Source organism: Pseudocnuella soli, from assembly GCF_004347775.1.
Classification (GTDB): Bacteria; Bacteroidota; Bacteroidia; order Chitinophagales; family Chitinophagaceae; genus Flavisolibacter; species Flavisolibacter aquaticus.
This window is the reverse complement of sequence record NZ_CP037755.1, coordinates 450865-466294: the sequence shown is the minus strand read 5'-3', so window position 1 is coordinate 466294 and position 15430 is coordinate 450865. Positions and strand designations below refer to the sequence as shown.

Below are 15430 nucleotides of genomic sequence, written 5' to 3'. Positions count from 1 at the left end.
GCCTCAAAACCAACTGCAATGAGCTTCAGCATCCAAAACCAACACATTGAACCCGGAACCAAAATCCTATTTGCCTGTATGGCCGCCGATGGCCATTTTAACCCACTTACCAGTTTGGCCCTACAGCTGCAGGCTATGGGCTGCGACATTGGCTGGTACGTAGGTTCGGCTTTTGCCGAAAAAGTGGAGGCCATGGGCATCCGCTATTTTCCGCAGAAAAAAGCCGTAGATGTAACCGCCGAAAACCTCGAAGAAATTTACCCCGAACGAAATAAGCTGAAAAGCGGTATCCCCAAACTGCGCTTCGACTTGGAGCATTTTTTTATCCGCCGCGGCCCCGATTTTTATGCCGACATCAAAGAGCTGCACCAGGAATTTCCATTTGAACTGATGGTAACCGAAGTGTCGTTTACCGCCATTCCTTTTGTGCAGCAAAAAATGAACATCCCGGTGGTCACCATCGGCATTATTCCCATTGCCGAAACTTCGAAAGACCTGCCGCCGATGGGACTGGGCATGACGCCCAGCAACTCGCTGGTAGGCCGCCTGAAACAGGCAGCGCTGCGCTGGATCACCGAGCAGGTATTGCTGCGCAAACCCATGCAGGTTATGGACGAACTGATGGCTGTGGAAGGCCTCAAACGCAACGGCAACCTGTTTGACACAGCCTACCGCACCAGCACGTTGGTGCTGCAAAGCGGCACGCCGGGTTTCGAGTATCCGCGTACCGATATGAACCCGAACCTCCGGTTTATCGGCGCCCTGCTACCTGCCCCGTCGCGCAAAAAACAAAAGCCCTGGAGCAGCGAAAAATTGCTGCAATTCAATAAAGTGATCCTGTGCACACAAGGCACTGCCGAAGCCGACGTGGAAAAACTCATCGTGCCCACGCTGGAGGCTTTTGCCGGCACCGATCACCTGGTGATTGTAACCACATCGGGCAACCAAACCGAAAGCCTGCGCCAGCGTTTTCCGCAGCGCAACGTTATCATTGAAGATTTTATCCCCTTTGCCGATGTAATGCCTTACTGCGATGCCTATGTAACCAATGGCGGTTATGGCGGCACTTTGCTGGGCATACAGCACAAGCTGCCGCTGGTAGTGGCCGGCGTAAACGAAGGCAAAAACGAAATCTGTGCACGGGTGGGCTATTTCAAGCTGGGCATCAACCTGAAAACCGAAAAGCCCAAACCGGCGCAGCTGAAAAAGGCTGTGGAAGCAGTGTTGAACAACGACACGTATCGGCAAAACGTGGTGCAGTTGAGCAAAGAGTTTGGGCAGTACAACCCGCAGGAGCTTTTTGTGCAATACGTTGCAGAACTGCTGCAAAAACAGCCCAAGAAGCGGCGGGCAATGGAAGCGGTGTATTGAGGCAAAACGAACTTCGGCCTGCATTCATCATCTAAATGCCTGTTCGCTTATGCCTACCCGTTACCGGGAAGATCTTTTGAACTGTTGGGTTGTTATGCCGAACTCGCTTCGGCATCCCCTTCACGCTTCGGAGTTTTCTGAATAAGTAAGGCTTTACTTGATAACGTTTGAGCATTAGCGATGTGGCGGCATAGTTTATTCATCTACCCATAGCCGATGCTCAATTAAGAACTATTGTAAAAATTTTATTCAAATGCTCAGTATTATTCGGTCTGATTGGAAAGGTGATGATTAGCGAGTTATTGCAAATTGCTTGCACGTTGCCCGCCACATGCGCCAATTCACTTTTAGGCGCTGGCTTCGTCCGCTTTGATGATGATGGGTCCAACCGGCAACGGCTCCTTTTTCAAATGTTCGTAAACTATAGATGAAAGTTTGGTCAGTTCCGAATAGGTATTGTTAACGGCAGAAAGTACAAAAACAGAAAAGGTGTATTTATGAAAATTTTGCTGGTGCTGGAGGTTTTTGTCAAACGTCAGCAAAGCATGAAAACCATTTTCCACCATCAGTGCCAAAAGCTGACCGTTTTTAATACCGTTCCAGCTTTTATCTCGAACAGTGTAAATCTCGTGGTCAGGAAAATCATTCTTCAAGCGTTTGGGCAAGTTCTCGTCAAGCAGCAATTTCATACAGCTTTGCGACGTTTTTAGAAGTCAGGAATTTATTGGCAATTTCAAGTGTCGCCACAACTTGTTCCTTGGTCACTGTCGGAAAGTCGTCTAAGAACTCCTCCAACGAAATACCCGCTTCCAGGTGGTCAAAAAGCGACTCAATAGGAACTCTTGTTCCCTTGAAAACTGGCTGTCCGCCTAAGATTTCCGGGTCAATACTGATAAGTTCTTGTAATTCCATGTCATAAAATTACAAAATCGTCTGACTGGCTTGAAAAGTGGCTATAAACGGCTTGCGCCTAACGACTAGCTATCAACAAGCATGATTTTTCAAGATGCTTCATACATATAGTGGTGTGTTTTTCTCGCAAAAGGCCCCTGCTTGCAGGGGCTTTTTGTTTGAGTAAAAAACCTATCTAAATGCATATCGAAAGCTTCTTTTCAGGTGCGATATAAATGCCGCTTTGCGCACCTTGCTGAAATAAATTGCGTGACGGTGCTGCATCAAAAACAGGAACAGTTGCCAACGGTTGGCGCCATTCAATCCATCCTGCCACAGCGTATGCAGTTGATTAAAGAATGCTTTCTGTTGCCTCTTCATTCCCGGCGTAGTACAAAACTGCTCCAGGTTGCGCAGCACCATTTCTTTTTCCTGCCGGTACCGTTCGGCCGGGCTCAGTTGAATTTTTTCGGTAGCGTTGGCGCCATGCCAGCGCTGGTACACCAACACCTGCGGGCAGTATTGCACACCGCCGTTGCATGCGGCCACCATAGCCAGCCACCAGTCGTAATACACTTGTGGGTGAAAAGGCAGCGCCAATGCCAGCAGCTCTTTTCTAAACAACACCGCGTGGCCGCTCACCGTGTTGTACACCGCCAGCCTACGCGGGTCGGTGCCTGCAAAACGCCGCATCATGTTGTCCGGTTGCGCCGTGGTGGGGTCGTTGCCGGTAAAAAGCGCCGAGTTGCAATAAATAAGCGGGCACTCCGGGCTCCATTGCGCCAGCATGGTGCTGATTTTTTCGGGGTGCCATACATCGTCCTGGTCGGCAATGGCAATAACATCGCCCGAGGCCAGGCGCAGGGCCTGTTCAAAATTTCGGTTGTAACCGAGGTTGGTTTTATTTTGATGCAATGAAATAACCCCGTTGTCGGCCGCAATCCTGGCCACAATTGCAGGCGTGCCGTCGGTGCTGGCATCATCTGCTACAATGATCTCGTGCAGCGGGTAGACCTGTGCCAGTATGGAAAGGAGTTGTTCTTCGATAAAAGCGGCACCATTGTAGGTGCACACCACTACCGATACACGCTGTATTGCGTTCATCATCAACGGGGCAGGTTTTGCAGGGAAAAAAGCGGCATCGGGCGGTTCGTTTTTTTAACTGCGCTATCTTTTGTTACTTGCGCCTCAATAAAATTGCTCATACAACGACAGGGGCCGCTCCATGGTCACTATGAAAAACAGCGCTGCGCAAAGGTAGGCAAACGGCGAAGCAAACCATTACAATGAACACACAGTTGGACCCCTCCCTGATATCTGTAGTATTGGCTGCCTGCAATGGCGCCCGGTACCTGGCGGTGCAACTCGATTCTGTTTTTGCCCAGACTTATCCCAACATAGAAGTAATAGCCGTAGACGATGCCAGCACCGACGACAGCTACCGGATTTTACAACAATATGCCCAACGGCACCCCAATATGCGGGTGTACCGCAACGAGGAAAACCTGGGTTATATCAAAAATTTTGAGCGGGCCTGCAGCCTGGCGCAGGGCAGCTTTATAGCGCTGTGCGACCAGGACGATTACTGGGTGCCGCAAAAGCTGGAGCGGCTGGCGGCCAACATTGGCAACCATCCCATGATCTATTGCGATTCGGCCATTTGCAACGAAGACCTGCAGCCTACCGGTGTGCAGGCATCGGACCGGGCCGAAATGATAGAGATCACCAGTTGCCTGCAGCAGGCGGTGGTGTGCCGGGTTTACGGTCATGCCTCGCTGTTTGTGCGGCAGTTGTTGCAGCAGGCTGCTCCTTTTCCGCCGGCGCTGCCCCACGATTGGTGGCTTTGTTTTGTGGCGGCCAACCACGGCGGCATTGCTTACCTGCCCGAGGTGCTGGTGCATTACCGCCAGCACGACAACAACGCAGTAGGTGCCATTGGCGAACGTAGCCGGCACAGCGGCCACCGCACAGCGCTGCACCGCAAATGGTCGGAGGTAAAGGCCATCAGGTGCCGCATGAATCTTTTTTACAAAACCTGCCCCGACACGCTGGTGCAGGAAAAAGGTGTGCTGAAAAACCTGGCCGAGAGCTATGGCAGCTTTTCACTGCGGCACAACCTGAAGCGGGTGCAGGTTTTTATGAACAACCAAAGCCAGTTGCTTGCGGTAAAAAAAGGCAACGGGCTGCGCAAATACATTTTTTGCCTCAAGATGTTTTACCGCATCCGCTGACGGCTCATTTTTTCCCGGGTTTATTTAACGCTTCCGTGTATGCCGTTGGCTTACTTTTGCAAAAAAGCGGAAACCGGCATGCGTAAAGGATTTTTTATATTGGCTTTATCGCTGGGCCTTGGAGTTGCTGCCGATGCTCAGTGTTCTATTTGTACCAAAACGGCAGCCCAACTGGGCGAAAAACCCGCCCGTGGTTTGAACGCCGGCATCTTGTACCTGGCCCTGACACCGCTGGCCTTGGCAGGCGGCATTGGCTGGTATTGGTGGAAGCGGCAAAAGGCGTAAGGTTGAATCCACTTGGTGTTTTGAATTTTGCACCAAAGAGTAGGTTATAACATTTCCAGCTTTCCCATTTTATTTTCCTTAAAATGACGGTAGGCCAGCAGTAGAAAGCTAGCCAGCTTGCGGGTGTTGCGGCCGTAAAAAAGCGCTTTCTCAATCCGTTTCAGCACATCTCTTCTAATGACTGGCATAAGGGGCACTTTTTGGCCGGCAAACTTCTGTTGCAGGTACAACAGGTTGCGCAGCATATAATAGCAACGCAGCGGTGGGTGCACTTCTTTTTTCTTTTTTACCAAAAACATAGTTTTGATCGATGACCTGTTGATGAGGCAGCCCACCTTGTGTACCATGGCCACCGATTGAAACTCAATGATGGAATAACCCGCCAGGTTTGCTTTGATGCAGTATTCGTGGTCAACCGAATCGATAAACAAGGCTTCATCGAACCCGCCGATTTGATGAAATAGCTGCAGGTTCATCAACGCCCCGGAAGTAATGACCCGTCTGGCTTTTTGCCAGCTGCAGGTTAGGGGCAGCGGCTGGATTTCCCTGAAAAATTTCGGACCGAACAGCGCCACTTGTTTTTTTTCGGCAAAGCCCGCAAAACATTGCAGGTATTGCGTGATCGACTGTGGCGTAAACCAGGAATCCTGGTCCATGGTGAGCAGCCAGTGGTAACCCGCCGCCATTGCATAGCCTGCCGCTGCATTGAGCCGCACCGCGAGGCCACGGTTTTCGCCGTCGTGGAAATAGGAAACTTTTGGATAGCGCGACCAATCAACCTGCAATGCTTGATCCTCGGTATTGTCGATTATAAAAATCTGCGCAACGGCACTGTAATAGGTTTCGAGGTTATAGATAAATGTGTCGTCGGGGTGATAGAGAATAACCGCGGCCGCAATGGCATACTCCTCATGTCTTGAATCCATAATCGGCGAACTTAAACTGGTATTCTGGCTGGACGGCTCGTTGCGCCAACCTTTGTCCTGCATATTTCAGGTGGTCAAAAATCGATCTTGTACTAAAATAAAATCCTTTATAATCTGCCGGCTAATAGCATTAAAAATTCAGGTATTGGCTGATGCCAACCGGGCCCCATTTCGTCTTTTGCTGGATGGCCTCATCCATCATCCGGATGTTTTCGGCTTCGTTGTCCCTGCTTGCCTCGCGGTGATACAGGTGATAAGTAACACCGCCCATTTTCAGAAACTTCTTTTTTACCCCGGCATTGATCAGGCGGATGGCCAGCTCGCTGTCTTCACGGCCCCAGCCGGTAAAAGCTTCGTTGTAGCCGTTCACTAGCAGCAGGTCATCGCGCCAAAAAGCCATGTTGCAGCCTTTTACGTAGTATTTGTTTTTGCCCTCGGTTTTGTAGTGCCGCGACAGCAGGTTGCGCAAAGCACGGTTGCGCAGCTTGTTGAAAAAATTTTTACTGCCCTGGTGGTGCTTGTCCACGTTAAGGGAGCGATGCTGCAGCAGGGCCGCCGTGGTACGTGCCGACAGCAACACGCGGCTACCCGATACAAAAAAATGGGGTTCCTGCAGGTGCAGGTGGTCTTCAATAAAATGCGGGTGCAGGATCAGGTCGCCATCAATTTGAATAATGTAGGGAAAAGCGGCGCGGGCCATGGCACGGTTGCGGATTTTGGCCAGTTGAAAACCTTCGTCGGGGTGCCACACATGTACAATGGGCACTTTGCTTTTGACGGCAAACTGTTCTATCAACAGGCGGGTTTCGTCGCCGGAGCCATCGTCGGCAATAATAATTTCCTGCGGCAGCACGGTTTGCAGCTGCACGCTTTCCAGGCAAAGCTCAAGGGCCTGCGGCCAATTGTAGGTAGCAATGATCAAGCTACAGGGCTGTTTCATAAAACTGTGATTGCGCAAATCGGTACAGGTTAAAATCGGGTTGGGTGCTGGCGGCACGCAGCCGGGCCATCAGCACTTCTTTGGACAACGATTGCATTCGGTGGCGTTGCACCAACTGGTAAGCCCTTTCGGTGAGCAGCCACAGGCGGCGGTCCGAGCCCAGTTGTTCGGGCACCGCTTCTTCCAGATGGTTGCTCAATACATCGAGGCCAGCGCCGGTAGCGGCAACGGTTTTTACAATAGGCACTTCCTGGCGGTGCGTGCCAAAAGTAGGCGCCAGCATGGCCCGGAGAGCTTTTACAAAAGCATCGGCACCGGGGCGGTCGGCTTTATTTACCACAAACAGGTCGGCAATTTCCATGAGGCCTGCTTTCATGGTCTGCACTTCGTCGCCTGCTTCGGGCACCAGCACCACCAGCGTCGTATCGGCCAGGCCGGCAATTTCCACTTCGCTTTGGCCCACACCCACCGTTTCCACCAGCACATAATCGAAGCCGGCGGCCCGCATCAGTTCGGTAATTTCAATGATCTTGGGATGCAACCCGCCCAGCGAACCACGGGTGGCCAGCGACCGGATAAACACCTGCGGATGGGTGTACCATTGGCTCATCCGGATGCGGTCGCCCAGCACGGCACCAAGGTTGAACGGTGAAGAAGGGTCCACACAAAGCACGGCCACCTTTTTACCCTTATTGATCAATTGCCCAATAAGTCCATCCACGAGGGTACTTTTGCCAGCACCCGGCGGACCGGTAATGCCCACAACCCGGCATTGCTGCCGGTGCGGCAGGTGGGCAAGCAGCGCATCGTAGCTGGGAGCCTCGTTTTCTACAAAAGAAACGGCCCGGGCCAGCGCTTTTTGCGATCCTTGCTCAATTTGTGCCAAAAGTGTGGAAGCATTCATTAGTCAACAGGGAGTGCCAGCATGCCTGAGCTTGATTTTTACGTGGTATAAATATTTGTACAATACGTAGTTCTATGCCCGCATACCCACCATTGCGAAAATAAGGGTGCCGGGCCAACACTTTATTTTATTTAATACATAATTGAACCTTTAACCAAATCGAATGGCTGAATTTGATTACTTGATTGTGGGCGCCGGGTTGTTTGGCGCCACCTTTGCGCACCTGGCCACCAAGGCCGGAAAAAAATGCCTGGTCATTGACCGCCGGTCCCATATTGGCGGCAACACCTACTGCGAAAACCAGGACGGCATCAATGTGCATGTGTACGGAGCCCATATTTTTCATACAAACGACAAACCCATCTGGGATTTTGTCAATTCCTTTACCGAGTTTAACCGCTACACCAACAGCCCCGTGGCACTGCACGAAGGCAAGCTGTACAACCTGCCTTTTAACATGAACACCTTTTACCAGCTATGGGGTGTAACCACGCCGCAGCAGGCCCAAGATAAAATTGCGGAACAAATCCAGTCGCTCAACATTAAGGAGCCACAAAACCTGGAAGAGCAGGCACTGACGCTGGTGGGCACCGATATTTATTATAAACTGATCAAAGGCTACACCGAAAAGCAGTGGGGCCGCAAGGCTACCGAGTTGCCCGCATTCATCATCAAGCGGCTGCCGGTGCGCTTTACCTACGACAATAATTATTTCAACGACAAATACCAGGGCATTCCCATTGGCGGTTATAACAAAATAACCGAAGGCATGCTGGAAGGCAGCGATGTGCGGCTGAACGTGGATTATTTTTCCGACCGCGACTACTTCAACAACATTGCCGACAAAGTGGTATTTACCGGTCCGCTGGATGAGTATTACAATTTCCAGTTTGGCGAACTTGAGTACCGCAGCCTGCGCTTTGAGCATGAACGCCACGAAGTGGAAAACTACCAGGGCAACGCGGTGGTCAACTACACCGAAGCCGAGGTGCCTTACACCCGCATAATCGAGCACAAACATTTCGAGTTTGGCAAACAGCCCCACACCATCATTACCCGCGAATACCCCGACCAGTGGAGCCGCGGCAAAGAAGCTTATTACCCCATCAACGACGAGGAAAACACCCGCCGGATGAAGCAATACCAGGAATTGGCGGAAAAAGAAGAAGGCGTGCTGTTTGGCGGCCGCCTGGCCGAGTACCGGTACTACGATATGCACCAGGTGATCGGTTCGGCTTTTGTAAAAGCAAAACAGGAGTTGGGCGTAGATTCGCCCAAAACTGTTGCATGAACATTGTAGCCGTAGTGGTTACCTACAACCGGAAAGCCTTGTTGCAGGAATGTATTTCGGCCCTGAAAAAACAAACGCTGCCGCCGGCAAAGGTGCTGGTGGTAAACAACAGCGCTACCGACGGTACCACCGAATGGCTGCAGCAACAGCGAGGACTGTTGGTGGTGAACCAGCCCAACAGGGGCGGATCTTGGGGTTTTTACACAGGCATTAAAACGGCTTACCACGCCGGCGCCGATTGGGTATGGTTGATGGACGATGATACCATTCCGGGCCCCGATGCATTGGAGCAGCTGGTAAAGGCTGCGCAAAAAATGGAACAGGCTGGCGAGCCGTTCCATTTTTTTGCGTCCAAAGCGGTGTGGACCGACGGTGCGCCACACCTGATGAATATTCCGCAGGTGGACCAGCATTTTTCGGGTAAACACCCCGCTGCCTGGTACGAGGAGCAGGGTGTGTTGCCGGTGGCTTTTTGCTCTTTTGTTTCGCTGCTGGTATCACGGGAAGCTATTGGCAAAGCCGGGCTGCCGGTAAAAGAACTGTTTATCTGGAACGACGATTTTGAATACACCACCCGCCTGCGGCGGCTTGGTTTTAAGGGCGGCTATGTGCCCAGCAGCGTAGTGTTGCACAAAACGCCCACTAACTACCATGCAAATTTGTTTACCGACAGTGCCGCCAATCTTTGGAAACACCGCTATGGCATCCGCAATGAGCTGTATGTGCGGCGCATCAACAAAGGTTACGGCTCGTTTTTGCGCAATGTGGCCAAGCGTTTTGTAGTGCTGCCCCTCACCATCATGGCTAAGCGAAAAGAGGCCCGCTGGCCGTTTATCAAAGCCGTGTGGCAGGGCACCTGGCAGGCATTGGGCTTCAATCCGGAGCGGGAGGGGGTGGAATAGGACAGTCGGAAGTCGGAGGTCGGAAGTCCGAAGACGTTTATGCCAATGAGGAGGGTGCTATGGGGTGTGGAAGACGACATTTTCATGACGATAAGAACATGACCTCTTTAAGCCATCTTCCCTGTCTTCCGACTTCGGACCTCTGACTTCCGTCTTCCCTTGCACCATATTTGCTGTACGTTGGCGCTATGACCAATTTCATCCCGATCTTTCCGCTGGGCGTGGTGCTGTACCCCGGCGAAAGCCTGAACCTGCACATATTTGAACCACGCTACAAACAATTGATCAAAGACTGCTACGACCAGAAAAAGCAGTTTGGCATACCGGCAGTAATCGAAAACAAGTTGCAGGATTTTGGTACACTCACCTCCATTTCCGAGATTTCGAAAGTGTATGAAGGCGGTGAGATGGACATTAAAACCAAGGGCGAAAAAGTGTTTCGCATATTGGAAGTGATCAAGGAAATACCGGAAAAACTGTACAGCGGCGCCATTGTTACCTACCCCGATAATATGGACCGCGGCAACCCCGAAGTGCTGCGCCGGCTGGTGGCCTCCATCCGCGAACTGCACCGCATGCTGAATGTGCAAAAGGATTTTAATAAAAGCGACGAGGAACTAAAAACTTACGACCTGGCGCACCACATCGGGCTGTCGCTGCAGGAAGAATACGAGCTGCTGAACCTGTTTGACGAACGCCAGCGGCAGGAGTACCTCAAGCGCCACCTCACCAAGGTGATCCCGATGATTGCCGAAATGGAGCAGCTAAAAGAAAAAGTAAAACTCAATGGCCATTTCCGAAACCTGAGTTCCTTCAATCTCGATCTGTAAGAAAGACTTCAAGTTTCTATACATAAAAAAGCAGCCGATAACACTCGGCTGCTTTTTTATTTACGGTAAAACGAAGCGCTTATTTCCGCAGCGTCAACTCCTGGATGATGTTGGAGGCGCCGCCCAGTTTATCAATACACCACAGCACATAGCGGATGTCCACATTGATGGTGCGGTTCAGGTCTTTATCAAAAGCCAGCTTGTGGCTCAGCGCCTCGTAGTTGCCGTCGAATGCCAGGCCAATCAGCTCGCCATTGCCATTAATTACCGGCGAGCCCGAGTTGCCGCCCGTAATGTCGTTGGAGGTAATAAAACCCACCACCAGCTCGCCGGTGCGGGCATCCCGGTACTGCCCGTAGTCCTTGGCACGGGCCAGTTTCAGCAGGTTATCGGGCAGGTCAAATTCGTAATCGCCCGGTTTGTATTTATCCAGCACACCTTTCATCGTGGTCACGTAATCGTATTTCACCGCATCGCGGGGCTGGTAGCTAGCCACTTTGCCATAGCTGAGGCGCATGGTAAACGTAGCATCGGGGTACATCACTTTGGTGGGCTGTTGCTCCATGATACCTTTCAGGTACAGCCGGCCCCAGTCGGCATTGCGGGTGGTAAACTGCTGGAACAGGGGCAGGTATTTGCTTTGGTAATTTTTCAAAAACGAGGATGCCAGGTTATAGGCCAGGTCGCCCTGGAGCGCATTGGCATCGGGGCTTTTTACAAAATCAGCCCAGCGGTTGTTGTTCAGCAACAGGGTATTGCGGAAAACGGCCTCTGCGTATTTTTCGTACGTCGATGTTTTGTCCAGTGCGCCGTACTCGTTGCGGATGGCCTCAAATAGCCCAATGGGGTGCTGGTCTTTGGGCACATCGGTGTAAAACATCTGCAGCACTGCCGCCAAGATTTTTTGGTCGGAAGCCTTGTTGTGTTCTTTTAAAAACTGGGTGCGGGCCTCGTTGGCGGCAGCCACAGCTTTTTGCATGTCGGCACCCGATGCATTGGTACGCACCAGCGCAGTTTCCACGGGTTGCAGCGTTGCAGCAAACGAAATCAGCGGTGAGCCAAAAATGCCTTCGTTGATGTACACCCGTTGCTTGGCATAAGGCCGCCATGCAGCGTAGGCTTGCTCCAAATTGGTAAAAATGTCTTTGTACTCGGGCTTGTTGGCTGCCCATTTTTGAAAAGCTTCTTCGCTTTTCTTTTTCTGTCCATACACATCGTACTTCAGCAACTGCTTCGTTTCGCCGTCGTAAAATTTCCAGTAGTTGGCAATGGAAGCATAGCTGGAAGCCAGTTGCAGCTTGATGGCCGGGTCCCGCTTCATTTCCTCAAACATGTATTTGAGGCGCATGTCGCGCAGCTTTACCAGCGTGGGGTTGGCAATGTCGGTGGCCAGTTGCACACCAAGCGAACTTTCATACCGGTTGGTGCTACCGGGGTAACCGTAGATCATCGCAAAGTCGCCTTCTTTCACACCTTTCAGCGAAACGGGCAGGTGCCACTTGGGTTTCAAGGGCTGATTGTCGGCACTGTATGCGGCGGGTTTACCATCTTTTGAAGCATACACCCGGAACACCGAAAAGTCGCCGGTATGGCGGGGCCACTCCCAGTTGTCTGTATCGCCGCCATATTTGCCAATGCTTTCGGGCGGCGTGCCCACCAGGCGCACATCGTTATACACCTGGTACACAAACGCCAGATATTGGTTTCCTTTAAACAGGGGAGAGATGCGGGTAATAATACTTTGCGAAGCATCCGACATACGGCCATTGATGGACGCCAGCACGGCGCTTTGGCGTTGTGCCCGCTCGGCGCCACTCAGGCCTTTCAGGGAGTCAGCCACTTCCTTGGTCACATCTTCTACGCGGAGCAAGAACTGCACCGACAGGCCGGTGGCCGGGATTTCTTCGCCTTTATTTTTTGCATAAAAACCATCACGCAGGTAATTGCGCTCCACGGTGCTGGCAGCCGCAATGGCGCTGTAGCCGCAATGGTGGTTGGTAAAAATGAGGCCTTGCTGGCTCACCACCTCGCCGGTACAACCGCCGCCAAAAATCACGATGGCGTCTTTCAGCGAAGCTTTGTTGATGCTGTACAATTGTTCCTTGGAAAGCTTGAGTCCCTTTTTCACCATATCGTTGTACACCGACTGGCCCAGCAACATGGGCAGCCACATGCCTTCGTCGGCAGCGGCCCGAAACACCATGCTGATGCTAAGGGTTAAAAGGAGCAGGATCTTTTTCATGTGAACGCTAAATTTTAAAGCAAACCTACCGGAAAATCGGGTGCAGGAAAATGAGCCTTGTTTGTTTTAACGAATGCTGCAGCCTGTTGTGTGGCCCTTTCCCATGCTTTGGAAAAGGTATTTGGTAAATGTGCTGCGCCAAATGCATCGGGCAAGCTTTCTTATCTTCATGGTAAATCAATGTTATGATCACTACCACTACGCCTTCCATTGAAGGGCACTCCATACAGCAATACTTTGGTGTTGTTTCGGCCGAAGTGATTATCGGCGCCAATTTTTTGAAAGACATACTGGGCGGCCTGCGCGATATACTGGGCGGCCGCAGCGGCACCTATGAGCGGGTGCTGGAAGAAGCGCGGCAAAATGCGCTGAACGAGCTGGTGCAAAAAGCACAGCGCATGGGCGCCAATGCCGTTGTGGGCATCGACTTGGATTTTGAAACCATTGGCGCCAACGGCAGCATGCTGATGGTAGTGGCCTGCGGCACCGCGGTGCGGGTGGCGTGAGGAGGTGAGTGGGGGGTGGTGAATGGTCAATGGTGAAATTCGTCAAACGTGAAACGTCAAACGTGAAATGTGAAGGAGCGTTTTTTGAACCACGAAGACACTAAGGAACAAAGGAGCACAAAGTTTAGGGCAGGTTTGCATTATATACATTAATAGCCCTTGATGCAAATTCCTAACTTCAAAATCCAAATAGCACCTTTCACGTTTGACGATTGACGTTTCACGATATAGCCACTACGCCTCCTGCCGGTTCAGCGTTTCCCAGAGCAGGTCTTTTAGTTGCTGGATGTTTTTATGCACCACCGAAGACACAAACAGGTGCGGGACGCCTTTGGGCAATTCGGCTGCAATGGCCTGCATTAATTCTTCGTCGAGCATATCGCTTTTCGAGATGCCAATGATGAATTGCTTGTGGAGCAACTCGGGGTTATATTCTTCCAGCTCATTTACCAAAATATCGAACTCCTTGCGGTGGTCCTTGCTGTCGGCAGGAATAAGGAACAGCAAAATAGAGTTGCGTTCAATGTGCCGCAAAAAGCGGTGCCCCAGACCCTTGCCTTCGGCAGCGCCTTCAATAATTCCGGGCAGGTCAGCAATGCAAAAACTTTTATTATCGCGGTATTCAACAATGCCCAAGTTGGGGGTAATGGTGGTAAAAGCGTAATCGGCAATCTTTGGCTTGGCTGCCGTCATCACCGATAGCAGCGTAGATTTTCCGGCGTTGGGAAAGCCCACCAGTCCTACATCGGCCAGCACTTTAAGCTCCAGTACTTTCCAGCCTTCAATACCGGGCAGTCCGGGCTGGGCGTACTCTGGCGCCTGGTTTGTGGGGGTTTTAAAATTGGTATTGCCCAAGCCGCCCTTGCCACCCGGCAGCCAGACCACTTCTTCGCCGTGGTGGAGTACCTCGGCTTCTTTTTCGCCGGTTTCCTCATCCCGGGCAATGGTGCCGAGAGGCACTTCCAGCACAATATCGTTGCCATCAGCACCGGTTCGGTTGTTATCGCCGCCCCGCTCACCGTTTTCGGCCAGCACGTTTTTGTGGTAGCGCAGGTGCAGCAAGGTCCACAGGTTGCGGTTGCCCCGCAAAATAATGTGGCCACCACGGCCGCCGTCGCCGCCATCGGGGCCGCCAAACGCGGTTATTTTATCGCGGCGGAAATGCTTGATGCCGGCACCGCCATGGCCGCTGCGGCAAAATATCCGAATCTGGTCTACAAAATTGCTCTTCTCCATCGGGGCAAAAATAAGTCAGTAAAGTCCGAAAAGACGGGAAAGTCGGAAAAGACGGAAGACCGAGGTCCGAAGATTGAAGAAAGGGCCGTCCGTATTTGCAGGATGGAAGCAAGAAGTTTTGATGCTTGTCATTATCAAAATGCGCTTGATTTAGAATTGCTTCAACCCTTTAAACACCTGACTTTGAAACTCCCAACTAATTACTTCCGACCCATCAGTCCATAATTCACGGTATGCAGCGGCACCTGCGCCACTGGCTCCTGCAGCGGCTCGCAGGGCCGCAGCGTATCAAAGCACCATTGCGGCAGTTGCTGGTACAGCCGGGTGCCTTCGCTTTTCCAGGCCATCATTTCATCGCTTACCTGTTTGATGATTTTTGCCGGGTTGCCTACCACCATCGAGCGGGCCGGAATTTTTTCGCCTTGTTTGATAAAGCAAAGCGCACCCACAATACACTCATCGCCCAGTTCCACTTCGTCCATGATCACGGCGTTCATACCCACGAGGCAATTGCGGCCAATGGTAGCGCCATGTATAATGGCGCCATGCCCAATATGTGCGCCTGCTTTCAGCAACACGGTAATGCCCGGGAACATATGAATCGTGCAGCTTTCCTGCACGTTGCAACCATCTTCAATAACAATGGCGCCCCAATCGCCGCGCAATGCGGCACCGGGCCCAATGTACACATCGCGGCCAATGGTAACATTCCCGGTTATGCATGCCTGTGGGTGTATGAAAGAAGAAGGGTGCACCACCGGTTTGATGCCGTTGAATTCGTAGCAAGCCATGGGTTAAAAATAGCACAATAGAGCAGTTCCGTTTTGTTCGACGGCTGCTCCATCTTTTTGCCCAAACATCAAACAGGTATTTCG

Annotated in this window: 16 protein-coding genes; 7 read left to right on the top strand and 9 right to left on the bottom strand. The window is 51.7% G+C overall.

Going from position 1 to position 15430, the window contains the following annotated elements; genetic code table 11:
• Positions 1–18 precede the first annotated feature (18 nt).
• A complete protein-coding gene (locus tag EPD17_RS01940; protein WP_132051306.1) occupies positions 19–1371 on the top strand; it encodes a glycosyltransferase in 1353 nt (450 codons plus the stop codon).
• A gap of 347 nt (positions 1372–1718) precedes the next feature.
• Here the strand turns inward: EPD17_RS01940 and EPD17_RS01935 are convergent, their stop codons facing one another.
• The 3 genes from EPD17_RS01935 to EPD17_RS01925 all read right to left on the bottom strand — a co-directional run bounded on the left by EPD17_RS01935 (position 1719) and on the right by EPD17_RS01925 (position 3369).
• Positions 1719–2060, bottom strand: coding sequence for a DUF5615 family PIN-like protein (locus EPD17_RS01935; protein WP_132051304.1), 342 nt, complete (start codon positions 2058–2060; stop codon positions 1719–1721).
• Positions 2044–2283, bottom strand: a complete 240-nt coding sequence (locus EPD17_RS01930; RefSeq protein ID WP_132051302.1) for a DUF433 domain-containing protein — start codon at positions 2281–2283, stop codon at positions 2044–2046. Before EPD17_RS01930 ends, EPD17_RS01935 begins: the two co-directional genes overlap by 17 nt.
• Before the next feature lie 171 nt (positions 2284–2454).
• Positions 2455–3369 carry a glycosyltransferase gene (locus EPD17_RS01925; RefSeq protein ID WP_132051300.1) on the bottom strand — a complete coding sequence of 305 codons (915 nt, stop codon included), beginning with the start codon at positions 3367–3369 and terminating at the stop codon, positions 2455–2457.
• Positions 3370–3548: 179 nt separating this feature from the next.
• On the opposite strand from EPD17_RS01925, the gene EPD17_RS01920 reads away from it, so the two are divergent.
• Positions 3549–4493, top strand: a complete 945-nt coding sequence (locus EPD17_RS01920) for a glycosyltransferase family 2 protein (protein ID WP_132051298.1) — start codon at positions 3549–3551, stop codon at positions 4491–4493.
• A gap of 78 nt (positions 4494–4571) precedes the next feature.
• Positions 4572–4778 (top strand): hypothetical protein, encoded by a 207-nt coding sequence (locus EPD17_RS01915; protein ID WP_114234752.1) that lies wholly within the window; start codon positions 4572–4574, stop codon positions 4776–4778.
• A gap of 44 nt (positions 4779–4822) precedes the next feature.
• Here EPD17_RS01915 and EPD17_RS01910 read toward each other — a convergent pair whose 3' ends face one another.
• The 3 genes from EPD17_RS01910 to meaB form a co-directional block, all read right to left on the bottom strand.
• Entirely contained in the window at positions 4823–5704 is an 882-nt protein-coding gene (locus EPD17_RS01910) for a glycosyltransferase (protein ID WP_165929491.1), read from the bottom strand.
• A gap of 130 nt (positions 5705–5834) precedes the next feature.
• On the bottom strand, positions 5835–6644 hold the full coding sequence (locus EPD17_RS01905; RefSeq protein ID WP_114234495.1) for a glycosyltransferase family 2 protein: 810 nt from the start codon (positions 6642–6644) through the stop codon (positions 5835–5837).
• Positions 6628–7548: a methylmalonyl Co-A mutase-associated GTPase MeaB gene (gene meaB, locus EPD17_RS01900; RefSeq protein ID WP_132051294.1), complete on the bottom strand. Its 921-nt coding sequence runs from the start codon at positions 7546–7548 to the stop codon at positions 6628–6630. The genes EPD17_RS01905 and meaB overlap by 17 nt, the downstream gene beginning before the upstream one ends.
• A 163-nt stretch (positions 7549–7711) precedes the next feature.
• Here meaB and glf point away from each other — a divergent pair, with 163 nt between their 5' ends.
• The 3 genes from glf (at position 7712) to EPD17_RS01885 (ending at position 10571) form a co-directional block, all read left to right on the top strand.
• Positions 7712–8839 carry a UDP-galactopyranose mutase gene (gene glf / locus EPD17_RS01895; RefSeq protein ID WP_132051292.1) on the top strand — a complete coding sequence of 376 codons (1128 nt, stop codon included), beginning with the start codon at positions 7712–7714 and terminating at the stop codon, positions 8837–8839.
• On the top strand, positions 8836–9741 hold the full coding sequence (locus EPD17_RS01890; protein ID WP_132051290.1) for a glycosyltransferase family 2 protein: 906 nt from the start codon (positions 8836–8838) through the stop codon (positions 9739–9741). Before glf ends, EPD17_RS01890 begins: the two co-directional genes overlap by 4 nt.
• A gap of 188 nt (positions 9742–9929) precedes the next feature.
• Positions 9930–10571, top strand: coding sequence for an LON peptidase substrate-binding domain-containing protein (locus EPD17_RS01885; protein WP_132051287.1), 642 nt, complete (start codon positions 9930–9932; stop codon positions 10569–10571).
• 79 nt (positions 10572–10650) lie between these two features.
• Here the strand turns inward: EPD17_RS01885 and EPD17_RS01880 are convergent, their stop codons facing one another.
• Positions 10651–12813, bottom strand: coding sequence for a S46 family peptidase (locus EPD17_RS01880; RefSeq protein ID WP_132051285.1), 2163 nt, complete (start codon positions 12811–12813; stop codon positions 10651–10653).
• 185 nt (positions 12814–12998) lie between these two features.
• Between EPD17_RS01880 and EPD17_RS01875 the strand changes: the two genes are divergently transcribed.
• Positions 12999–13319, top strand: coding sequence for a YbjQ family protein (locus EPD17_RS01875; protein ID WP_114234489.1), 321 nt, complete (start codon positions 12999–13001; stop codon positions 13317–13319).
• A 234-nt stretch (positions 13320–13553) separates the two neighbouring features.
• Here EPD17_RS01875 and obgE read toward each other — a convergent pair whose 3' ends face one another.
• Together obgE and EPD17_RS01865 are read right to left on the bottom strand one after the other, a co-directional pair.
• The gene (obgE, locus tag EPD17_RS01870) at positions 13554–14555 is read right to left on the bottom strand and encodes a GTPase ObgE (protein WP_132051283.1); all 1002 of its coding nucleotides are present in this window, start codon (positions 14553–14555) and stop codon (positions 13554–13556) included.
• 200 nt (positions 14556–14755) lie between these two features.
• Positions 14756–15346 (bottom strand): acyltransferase, encoded by a 591-nt coding sequence (locus tag EPD17_RS01865; RefSeq protein ID WP_132051281.1) that lies wholly within the window; start codon positions 15344–15346, stop codon positions 14756–14758.
• Between the last annotated feature and the right edge of the window lie 84 nt (positions 15347–15430).

Bases quoted from the DNA above. Each gene is read 5' to 3' on its own strand.
- EPD17_RS01940 (WP_132051306.1), top strand. From the start codon at position 19: ATGAGCTTCAGCATCCAAAACCAACACATTGAACCCGGAACCAAAATC.
- EPD17_RS01935 (WP_132051304.1), bottom strand. From the start codon at position 2,060: ATGAAATTGCTGCTTGACGAGAACTTGCCCAAACGCTTGAAGAATGAT.
- EPD17_RS01930 (WP_132051302.1), bottom strand. From the start codon at position 2,283: ATGGAATTACAAGAACTTATCAGTATTGACCCGGAAATCTTAGGCGGA.
- EPD17_RS01925 (WP_132051300.1), bottom strand. From the start codon at position 3,369: ATGATGAACGCAATACAGCGTGTATCGGTAGTGGTGTGCACCTACAAT.
- EPD17_RS01920 (WP_132051298.1), top strand. From the start codon at position 3,549: ATGAACACACAGTTGGACCCCTCCCTGATATCTGTAGTATTGGCTGCC.
- EPD17_RS01915 (WP_114234752.1), top strand. From the start codon at position 4,572: ATGCGTAAAGGATTTTTTATATTGGCTTTATCGCTGGGCCTTGGAGTT.
- EPD17_RS01910 (WP_165929491.1), bottom strand. From the start codon at position 5,704: ATGGATTCAAGACATGAGGAGTATGCCATTGCGGCCGCGGTTATTCTC.
- EPD17_RS01905 (WP_114234495.1), bottom strand. From the start codon at position 6,644: ATGAAACAGCCCTGTAGCTTGATCATTGCTACCTACAATTGGCCGCAG.
- meaB (WP_132051294.1), bottom strand. From the start codon at position 7,548: ATGAATGCTTCCACACTTTTGGCACAAATTGAGCAAGGATCGCAAAAA.
- glf (WP_132051292.1), top strand. From the start codon at position 7,712: ATGGCTGAATTTGATTACTTGATTGTGGGCGCCGGGTTGTTTGGCGCC.
- EPD17_RS01890 (WP_132051290.1), top strand. From the start codon at position 8,836: ATGAACATTGTAGCCGTAGTGGTTACCTACAACCGGAAAGCCTTGTTG.
- EPD17_RS01885 (WP_132051287.1), top strand. From the start codon at position 9,930: ATGACCAATTTCATCCCGATCTTTCCGCTGGGCGTGGTGCTGTACCCC.
- EPD17_RS01880 (WP_132051285.1), bottom strand. From the start codon at position 12,813: ATGAAAAAGATCCTGCTCCTTTTAACCCTTAGCATCAGCATGGTGTTT.
- EPD17_RS01875 (WP_114234489.1), top strand. From the start codon at position 12,999: ATGATCACTACCACTACGCCTTCCATTGAAGGGCACTCCATACAGCAA.
- obgE (WP_132051283.1), bottom strand. From the start codon at position 14,555: ATGGAGAAGAGCAATTTTGTAGACCAGATTCGGATATTTTGCCGCAGC.
- EPD17_RS01865 (WP_132051281.1), bottom strand. From the start codon at position 15,346: ATGGCTTGCTACGAATTCAACGGCATCAAACCGGTGGTGCACCCTTCT.